Annotated in this window: 7 protein-coding genes; all 7 read right to left on the bottom strand. The window is 65.1% G+C overall.

Features of this window, described 5'->3' with window-relative positions:
• Positions 1-171, bottom strand: a 171-nt coding sequence (locus D0C15_RS33175; RefSeq protein ID WP_162830380.1) for an adenosylhomocysteinase, incomplete at its 3' end; no start/stop codon positions are given.
• Positions 172-185: 14 nt separating this feature from the next.
• Positions 186-3,734 carry a methionine synthase gene (gene metH / locus D0C15_RS33170; protein WP_116051999.1) on the bottom strand — a complete coding sequence of 1,183 codons (3,549 nt, stop codon included), beginning with the start codon at positions 3,732-3,734 and terminating at the stop codon, positions 186-188.
• Positions 3,735-3,736: 2 nt separating this feature from the next.
• On the bottom strand, positions 3,737-4,714 hold the full coding sequence (locus D0C15_RS33165) for a carbohydrate kinase family protein (protein WP_116051998.1): 978 nt from the start codon (positions 4,712-4,714) through the stop codon (positions 3,737-3,739).
• A gap of 72 nt (positions 4,715-4,786) precedes the next feature.
• A complete protein-coding gene (gene metK, locus D0C15_RS33160) occupies positions 4,787-5,989 on the bottom strand; it encodes a methionine adenosyltransferase (RefSeq protein ID WP_116051997.1) in 1,203 nt (400 codons plus the stop codon).
• Between the two features lie 64 nt (positions 5,990-6,053).
• Positions 6,054-7,775: a glycine/sarcosine N-methyltransferase gene (locus D0C15_RS33155; RefSeq protein WP_116051996.1), complete on the bottom strand. Its 1,722-nt coding sequence runs from the start codon at positions 7,773-7,775 to the stop codon at positions 6,054-6,056.
• Positions 7,776-8,587: 812 nt separating this feature from the next.
• Positions 8,588-9,181 carry an RNA polymerase sigma factor ShbA gene (shbA, locus tag D0C15_RS33150; protein ID WP_116052000.1) on the bottom strand — a complete coding sequence of 198 codons (594 nt, stop codon included), beginning with the start codon at positions 9,179-9,181 and terminating at the stop codon, positions 8,588-8,590.
• A gap of 121 nt (positions 9,182-9,302) precedes the next feature.
• Positions 9,303-9,717: sigma-70 family RNA polymerase sigma factor (locus tag D0C15_RS33145; RefSeq protein WP_162830379.1), on the bottom strand; the 415-nt coding region annotated here is incomplete at its 5' end.

Below are 9,717 nucleotides of genomic sequence, written 5' to 3'. Positions count from 1 at the left end.
ATACTCCCGCCGCAACGCCATCAACCCCGGCATCTCATGCTCAGCAAGCCGGATCTCCTTACGGCCGAACTCCGCCGCACCCAGATCCGCCACCGCGAACTCCACCCCATTACGGGTCTGATGCAGTGCGTCGACAGTGGTCAGGTCGGTTTCGGGCTGAACCGTGGTCATGAATTGGATCCCTTTCACGTGTTGAAGTACTTGGCTTGCGGGTGGTGCGTGACGATGGCGTCGGTCGACTGTTCCGGATGCAGCTGGAACTCCTCCGAGAGCTTGACGCCGATACGCTCCGGCTGTAGCAGGTCGACGATCTTGGCCCTGTCCTCCAGGTCGGGGCATGCCCCGTAGCCGAGCGAGAACCTAGCTCCCCGGTATCCGAGCTTGAAGAACTCCGTGATCTCGTCGGGGTCCTCCTCGGACACGGTCCCACCGGAACTCCAGCGCAGCTCCGAGCGCACCCGCCGGTGCCAGTACTCGGCCAGCGCCTCGGTCAGCTGCACGCCGAGGCCGTGCACCTCGAGGTAGTCCCGGTAGGCGTTCTTCTCGAACAACTCGTTGGCGAAATCCGCGATCGGGTCGCCCATGGTGACCAGTTGGAACGGCACGACATCGACCGTGCCCTCGGCTTCGGCCCGTTCCCTTGGCCGGTAGAAGTCGGCGAGACAGAGCCTGCGATCACGTGGCTGGCGGGGAAAGGTGAAGCGACACCGCTCCCCCGCGTCCGGTGCGGGTGCGTCGAGCACGACAAGGTCGTCACCTTCGGCTACGCAGGGGAAGTAGCCATAGACCACAGCCGCATGCTGGAGGATGCCCTTGGTGGTCAGCTCGTCCATCCAGTACCGCAGCCGCGGCCTGCCCTCGGTTTCAACCAACTCCTCATAGGATGGCCCGTCGGCACCTCTGGTTCCCTTCAGTCCCCACTGACCGAGGAATGTGGCCCGCTCGTCGAGCAAGGCCGAGTACTCCGCGACCGGCACTCCCTTGACCACCCTGGTGTCCCAGAACGGCGGGGTGGGTACCGGAACGTCGGTGGCCACATCGGACCTGGCGGGCACCGGCTCTGGTTCCGCCTCGGCCTGTTTCGCCTTACGGGACTCCGCGATGCGCAGTGAACGTTCCCTGCGAGCCTTACGCTCGGCCCGCTTCTCCTCGGCCTCGGCATCCACGGGCTGCACCTCGCCGCGTTTGGCGCCCATGATCGAGTCCATCAACCGCAGTCCCTCGAAGGCGTCTTTCGCGTAGCGGACCTCGCCCTCGTACATCTCCGAGAGGTCGTTCTCCACGAAGGACCTGGTGAGTGCCGCCCCACCGAGCAGCACCGGCCAGCGTTCGGCAAGACCTCTGGAGTTCATCTCCTCGAGGTTCTCCTTCATGATCACCGTCGACTTCACCAGCAGGCCGGACATGCCGATCGCATCGGCCTTGTTCTCCTCGGCGGCGCCGAGGATCGCGGTGATCGGCTGTTTGATGCCGATGTTGACGACTTCGTAGCCGTTGTTGGACAGGATGATGTCCACCAGGTTCTTGCCGATGTCGTGCACATCGCCCTTGACCGTCGCCAGCACGATCCGGCCCTTGCCACCGGAGTCGTCCTTGTCCATATGCGGTTCCAGGTGTGCGACAGCGGTCTTCATCACCTCGGCCGACTGCAGCACGAACGGCAACTGCATCTGCCCCGACCCGAACAGCTCACCGACCGTCTTCATCCCGGCCAGCAACGTCTCGTTGATGATCTGCAGCGGCGGCCGCTCGGCCATCGCCGCGTCCAGATCCGCTTCCAGACCGTTGCGCTCCCCGTCCACGATCCGCTGCTCCAGCCGCTCGAACAACGGAAGTCGCGCGAGCTCCTCCGCGCGGGACTCCCGGCTCGACGCCGCCGTCTTGCCCTCGAACAGACTCATCAGCTTCTGCAGCGGGTCATAACCTTCGCGCCGGCGGTCGTAGACGAGGTCCAGTGCGACTTCCCTTTGTTCGTCGGGAATCTGTGCCATGGGCAGGATCTTCGAGGCGTGCACGATCGCGGTGTCCAGACCGGCCCGCACGGTCTCGTGCAGGAACACCGAGTTCAACACCTGCCGAGCGGCGGGATTGAGCCCGAAGGACACATTGGACAAACCAAGCGTCGTCTGGACCTCGGGATAGAGCTCCTTGAGCCGCCGGATGGCCTCGATGGTCTCGACGGCGTCCTTGCGGACCTCCTCCTGGCCGGTGGAGATCGGGAACGTCAGGGTGTCGACGATGATGTCGCACACCCGCATCCCCCAGTTCGTGACCAGGTCCTCGATCAGTCTGGTCGCGATGCGCACCTTCCAGTCCGCGGTGCGGGCCTGGCCCTCCTCGTCGATGCACAGTGCGACCACGGCCGAGCCGTACTCCTGTGCCAGCTCCATCACCTGCTCGAAGCGTGACCCGGGTCCGGCACCGTCCTCGTAGTTCACCGAGTTCACCGCGCACCGGCCACCGAGCCGTTCCAAACCGGCCCTGATGACCTCCGGATCGGTGGAATCCAGCATGATCGGCAGCGTGGACGCCGTGGCAAGACGAGTCGCGAGTTCCGCCATGTCCGCCGCGCCGTCGCGACCCACGTAGTCGACGCACAGATCGAGCAGATGTGCCCCGTCGCGGGTCTGCGCCTTCGCGATCTCGACACAGTCGTCGTAACGCCCCTCGAGCATCGCCTCCCGGAACGCCTTCGAGCCGTTGGCGTTGGTGCGCTCCCCGATCATCAGCACGCTCGCGTCCTGGGCGAACGGCACGGGTTGGTAGAGCGAGGACACCCCGGGCTGTGGCTCAGGGGCCCGGGGCGCGGCAGGCAGGTCCCGCACGGCCGCGTGGACCTGGCGAATGTGTTCGCCCGTGGTGCCACAGCAGCCACCCACCAGCCGTGCGCCGTACCTGGTGACGAAATCACTCAGCGCTTCGGCCAGCTCTTCCGGCTGCAACGGGTATTCCGCACCATCCGCGCCGAGCTGGGGCAGGCCGGCGTTGGGCATCACCGACAGCGGGATGCGTGCCCGCTGGGAGAGTGTGCGCAGGTGCTCGCTCATCTCGGCGGGCCCGGTCGCGCAGTTCATACCGATGAGATCGATGCCCAGCGGCTCGAGCGCGGTGAGCGCGGCACCGATCTCGGTACCGAGCAGCATGGTGCCCGTGGTCTCGACGGTCACCTGCGCGATGATCGGGATCTGCCTGCCTTCGGCCGCCATGGCCCGCTTGGCCGCCAGTACCGCGGCCTTGGTCTGCAGGATGTCCTGACAGGTCTCCACCAGCACCGCGTCCGCACCGCCGACCAGCAGGCCACGCACGTTCTCCTGATAGGCATCGCGCAGCTTCTCGAAGGCGACGTGACCGAGGGTCGGCAGTTTCGTGCCGGGTCCGACGGCACCCAGCACGAATCGGGGGCGTCCCTGCTCCGCGTACTCGTCCGCTGTCTCCCTCGCCAGCCTGGTACCCGCCTCGGCCAGCTCGAAGATCCGATCCTCGATGTCGTACTCGGCGAGGTTCGCGAAGTTGGTGCCGAACGTGTTGGTCTCGATCGCGTCGGCTCCCGCGTCGAGATACCCCCGGTGCACGCCACGCACGACGTCTGGGCGCGTGACGTTGAGGATTTCGTTGCATCCCTCCAAGCCGGCGAAGTCGTCGAGCGAGAGCGGGAACGACTGCAGCATCGTCCCCATCGCGCCGTCGGCGACGAGCACCCTTTTTCCGAGTTCGTCCAGAAAGGAACTATTCATACTCACACCCGTAGCTTGGACTCGATCTCGGCCGCCGCATCGTTCCCGTAGGCGCGCGCGACCCGGTCGGAGAAGTCGGCACGGTCCAGCTGGTACTCCTGGGTTCCCACCGTCTCGAGCACGATCGCGGCCAGCGTGCACCCGGCCTGCGCCGCCCTCTCCGGGCTGAGCTTCCAGTGCAGGCCCCACAGGAATCCGGCCCGGAACGCGTCCCCGATACCGGTCGGGTCGACCTCCGATCGCACCGGGACAGCTGGCACCTCGATCGTCTCCCGGCCTTTCGCGGAGATTCGGACGCCGTCCGCACCGTGGGTCTTGACCCAGCAGCCGACGCGGTCCATCACCTCGTCCTCGGTCCACCCCGTGCTGCGCAACAGCAGCGACGTCTCGTACTCGTTGGTGAACAGGTACGCGGCGCCGTCGACGAGCAGGCGGACGTCCGCACCGCCCATCCTGGCGAGCTGTTGCGAGGGGTCGGCGGCGAAGGCGAATCCACGCTGGCGGCACTCCTCGGTGTGCCGCACCATCGCGTCCGGGTCGTTCGGCGCGACCACGACCAGGTCAAGCCCACCGGTGCGGTCGGCCACGGCCTGCAGTTCGATGTCGCGTGCCTCGGTCATCGCCCCGGCGTAGAACGACGCGATCTGGTTCTGCGCATCATCCGTCGTGCACAGGAACCTGGCGGTATGCCGCGTACCGGAGACATGGACCGACTTTGTGTCCACACCATGGCGATCCAGCCAGGACCGGTAGTCGTCGAAGTCATCGCCGACCGCTCCGACCAGGATCGGCGACATGCCGAGGGCACCGAGTCCGAACGCGATGTTGGCCGCGACGCCTCCCCTGCGGATGTCGAGCTGGTCGACCAGGAACGACAGCGAAACCTTGTCCAGCTGGCCCTCGACGAGTTGTTCCGAGAACTTGCCGGGAAAGACCATCAGATGATCCGTCGCGATCGAGCCGGTCACCGCGATACGCATCGCGCACTCTCCTTCTGTTCTACGCAAATTCGGCCTGTTCGTCCGTACTCATCGGACAGTGATGGCACTCGCCTACGAGGTCGCGGCATCCTTCAGTGCGGCGGCCCGGTCGGTGCGCTCCCACGGCAGGTCGAGATCGACCCTGCCGAAGTGCCCGTAGGAGGCCGTTTGGGCGTAGATCGGGTGTAGCAGGTCGAGGTCGGCGATGATCGCCGCGGGCCGCAGGTCGAACACCTCGTCGATCGCGGCGCGGATCTTCTCCGGCGCGACCTTCTCGGTCCCGAAGGTCTCAACGAAGAGCCCCACCGGCGCGGCCTTGCCAATGGCGTAGGCGACCTGGATCTCGACCCGTTCGGCGAGGTCGGCGGCGACCACGTTCTTCGCCACCCAGCGAGTGGCGTACGCGGCAGAACGGTCCACCTTGGACGGGTCCTTACCGGAGAAGGCACCGCCACCGTGCCGGGCCATTCCGCCGTACGTGTCGACGATGATCTTGCGGCCGGTGAGACCCGCGTCTCCCATCGGCCCGCCGAGCACGAATCGGCCGGTCGGGTTGAGCAGTACCCTGGGGTCTTCCGACTGCAGCCCGAGCTTCTCGATTTCCGGCTTGATCACCTGCTCGGTGAGGTCCACCGCGAGCATCTTGTCCAGGTCGATGCCCTCGGCGTGCTGCGAGGAGATCACCACGGTGTCCAGACGCACGGGCCGGTCGCCCGCGTACTCGATGGTGACCTGGGTCTTGCCGTCCGGGCGCAGGTACGGCACCTCCCCGCTCTTGCGGACCTCGGTGAGCCTGCGAGCCAGCCGGTGCGAGAGCGCGATCGGCAACGGCATCAGTTCAGGTGTGTCGGTGCAGGCGTAGCCGAACATCAGCCCCTGGTCACCGGCACCCTGCTTGTCCAGGTCGTCCAGCGCCTCCTCCAGCCGCGTCTCGTACGCGGTGTCCACACCCTGTGCGATATCCGGGGACTGTGAGCCGATCGCGACGTTCACGCCACAGGAGTTGCCGTCGAAGCCCTTGCTCGACGAGTCGTAGCCGATCTCCAGGATCTTCTCCCGCACCAGTGTCGGCACATCGACGTAGGCGTCAGTGGTGACCTCGCCCGCCACGTGCACCTGGCCGGTGGTGATCATGGACTCCACCGCGACCCTGCTGCGCGGGTCGAGCGCGAGCATCGCGTCCAGGATGGTGTCGCTGATGGCGTCACACATCTTGTCCGGATGGCCTTCGGTCACGGACTCGCTGGTGAACAGTCTGCGGTTGCCGGTACTCACTGAGGTCACCTTTCAGTGTCGGAGGTCTCGAGCCTTCGGATTGTGTTGATGATTCGGAGCTGCGTCAGGCACGGATGTGAAAGATGCCCCAGGCCAGATCGCCCGCCTTGCCACCGTCGATCCAGTGCCTCAGACCCACCTTCATCGGAGCCAGGTAGTCCGAACTGACGCGCTGTGAGATCTCCGCCTCCCTGCGCTCGGTCTCGGTGAGCACTCGCCCGTAATGGGTGGCCAGCTGCTCGGTGTGGTCGTCGAACTCGATCGACCGCATGCCGAGCCGGTTCAGTTCCCTTCGGTAGAACTCCGGCGAACCCATCGATTCAAGATGCAGCCGATCGAGAATGGGTCGAAGCGCGGTCTTGTCACAGGTGTCCGATGCCATCGGATCGGTGAAGACGAACTCCCCCTTCGGCTTGAGCACCCTGCTGACCTCCTGCAGCACGCGGATGCGATCCCCGCTGTGCAGCATGGCGTCCTGCGACCACACGACATCGAAGTGGTTGTCCTCGAAGGGCAGGTCCTCGAAGGAACCGTCGACCACCTCGATCAGGTCGGTGAGGCCCTGCTCGGCGGTCAACGCCCGGTTGCGCTCGTTCTCCACCTCACTCAGGTTCAGGCAGGACACCCGGCAGCCATACACCTTCGCCAGATGCCTGGCAGCTCCGCCGTATCCCGAACCGATGTCGAGCACGCGGGTCTCGGGTCCCAGTGCGAGTTTTCCCGCCATCCGTTCGACCGTTCGCCTGCTGGCGGTGGCGATGTCCTCTTCGGCGTGGTCGTACAGACCGACGTGGATGTCCTCACCACCCCAGATCGAGAAGTAGAAGCTGTCCGCGTCCTGCGAGTTGTAGTAGTCCCGTGCGGTGTTCACCGTGGTCGAGTACGTGAGCCGTTCGTCCTTGGCCTCCACGTAGCTCTTCTCCGCGAGGTGAATGAGGAAGTCAGGTTCCTCCGCGGAGAAGGAGTCCTGGAAGTCGCCGTAGGTCTCGACCCGCTGAAATCCGACCTCGCGCACCAGCCGGCGGACGTAGTCCTTGCGAAGCGGGTACATGTTCAGGTGGTACTGGGACTTGTCCGGGAAGCTGTAGCGGAACCTCGCCAGGCCCTCGTCGACGTACTCGGGTTCGGCCTTGACCTCTTCCCCGCAGTAGTAGTACGTGTGCTTGCTGCTGAACCCGGAGTCCAGGATGGCGTCGTAGTTGCGCTGGTCCAGGATCAGGATCCCGTCGTGCTTCAGCACGGCGTAGAACTCGGCCAGCGCCTTGCGCCGATCCCGTTCGGAGAACAGGTGGGTGAAGGAGTTGCCCAGACAGATGACGGCGTCGAACTCACCGTGCACGTCACGATTGAGCCAGCGCCAGTCGGCGTGCACCACCCGCAGGATGTGACCGCCGTAGTTCTTGCCGTTCTCGAACGCCTTGACCAGCATCTCCGGGCTGCCGTCGACGCTGACCGTGTCGAAGCCCTCCTCGAGCAACCGTACGGAATGGAAACCCGTTCCCGTCGCCACGTCCAGGACCGACTGCACGCCATGGGACTTGAGCAGGTCCACGAAGAACCTGCCCTCGCTCTCGTACCGCTTCTTCCAGTCGATGAGCTCGTCCCACTTCTCCACGAACCCGGTCACGTACTCGTCGGTGTAGTGGTCGGTATCCCGGACGAGCAGCGGGTCGTCGCCGAAGGCCTGGGCGGGATGGGCTTCGATGACCGCGTCGGTGCGGAGATCTCCGGCGGCGGAACCGCTGACCGGTCTCGAATCCGTCACCCCAGGAGTCGATTTGTTCATGTGCGTTTCCCTCCAGATTCGGCCGGATACACAACAACTGGCGCGCAGCACGCCGCTCTTGACGAAAGAATGCAGGTGGCGCGACTTGTCTCGCGCCTCGGACCGGTCGATACGGTTCGCACGACGGCGCCCACTTCCAACAGTGGAGTCCATAATAGACGTTGCCGTCCGGCCCAGGCTGTCCTCGCGGCAAATCGGCACTGACCGCCGCGAACTGCCTGCACACAATGTATTGAACCGGAGCGCACTTAATCAATGCGTCGAAGGCGTGATCTCCGATTTCACCCGTTGTGCAAGTTCGCCGGGCGGGATCCGCACCTTCGGGCACGACGTGAACATGCTGCGTACAGGGCCATACCGGGTGGTCGTAGCGCTACAACGGCGTCCGGCGGGCGGGCGGTCAGCGCGGACTTTCACCTGATTGCCGATAAACCACACTCTTCACTCGTTCAGAGCAGTGACAGCAACGGAGTGTAGCCCTGGGTCGATGTTGTGATCGTTTCTTAACCCGCGTGTCTGATCCGGACAGGGTAGTCAAGTTCGCTGTGTGTTCACTTACCGGCTCGCACCGTCGGGCACGAACCAGCACCCCTCGGTAACCAGTGGCTCATCCGCCGACCGGACTCGAACACGCCGTCGCCGCGCGAACAAGGCACCAAATCGAACCGCGAAGCCAGTCGTAGTCAGATTTCGAACGTACTTTCGGCCTTATGTTTTCTTTTTCTGTACACGTAACTATTCCAGTATTCCGATTTCGCGTTCCATCTTGACGAAGAGGATTCGACACGAATCGGCACAGCCTTGCCGGGAAATCAGTTTTCGTGCTCATCGGTGATCATTGTGCGCAGTTTTGCCAGCGCGCGATGCTGCGCCACTCGAACGGCGCCCGGTGTGGAATCGACAGCGGCCGCTGTCTCCTCTGCGGACAGTCCCACTACGACCCGGAGCAGGAGGATCTCCCGCTGCCGTTCGGGCAGGACACCGAGCAACCGCGCGAGCCTGCCAGTCAGTTCCCCGCGCAACGCCGCCCGTTCCGGCCCCGGCGCCGAATCGAGACCGTCCGGCGCATCGGCCGTAGGAAACGACAGATCACGCGCCGCCGCCCGGTGTGCGTCAGCCACCTTGTGCCGTGCGATGCCGTAGACGAAGGCAAGGAAGGAATCGCCCTGCTCGCGATAGGACGGCAGTGCGCGGAACACCGCGATACACACTTCCTGCGCCACGTCGTCGGCCGAGGTGAATCCCCGTACCTGCCTGCCCACCTTCGCCCGGCAGTACCTGACCATCAACGGGCCGATCAGGGACAACAACCGCTCCACCGCGTGCTGCTCCCCCTGCTGCGCGGCGGCGACGACCTCCGAGAGGTCCTCCCCGGTGACCCGATGGTCCCGCTTCGGCTCGTCCATTGTCCGGGTCAGCGCCCTCCAGCGCACCTTGACCAGGGCGCGGTCGACGTCTACCGAATCACCAACCGACTTCGTGAAGGCGTTGTCCGCCTCGTCGAGCCAACGTGTGAAAGCCACCTCGTCACGGCTCATCGCCGGCACCCCCATGCTCCTCGCCGTCCCGCGAACCGTCCCGAAACTCATCCTCGTAGATCCGTTTCCTGGCGTGGCGCACGTTCGACCGTACCGTCGGCTCGGGGATGCCGAGGTCGTCCGCGACCTCTTTGTTGCTTCGCTCCTCGAACACCAGCGCCATCACGTCGCGCTGCCGATCGGGCAGGCCGGCGAGCAGCGACACAATCCGCTCGTCACGAAGCACGGTCGCCTCCGGGCCGTCGTGCTGATCGTGGCCGCCGTTGCCCGCCCACCCACAGGACCGCGCCCGCCCCAGTCCGGCCTCCAGTCGCCGGCACTGCTGGTACGCGTATCCGCGCGCGGTCGTCCGCACCCACGCTCCCGAGTGCTCGCCGGCCTCCCATGCCTCCCACACCTTCGCC

This window comes from Amycolatopsis palatopharyngis, assembly GCF_003385185.1.
Classification (GTDB): Bacteria; Actinomycetota; Actinomycetes; order Mycobacteriales; family Pseudonocardiaceae; genus Amycolatopsis; species Amycolatopsis palatopharyngis.
The sequence above is the reverse complement of the archived record's forward strand: the minus strand, read 5'-3'. Positions and strand labels throughout refer to the sequence as shown.

Excerpts from the sequence above, each read along its gene's own strand:
- metH (WP_116051999.1), bottom strand. The coding sequence starts at position 3,734 with ATGAATAGTTCCTTTCTGGACGAACTCGGAAAAAGGGTGCTCGTCGCC.
- D0C15_RS33165 (WP_116051998.1), bottom strand. The coding sequence starts at position 4,714 with ATGCGTATCGCGGTGACCGGCTCGATCGCGACGGATCATCTGATGGTC.
- D0C15_RS33155 (WP_116051996.1), bottom strand. The coding sequence starts at position 7,775 with ATGAACAAATCGACTCCTGGGGTGACGGATTCGAGACCGGTCAGCGGT.
- shbA (WP_116052000.1), bottom strand. The coding sequence starts at position 9,181 with ATGGACGAGCCGAAGCGGGACCATCGGGTCACCGGGGAGGACCTCTCG.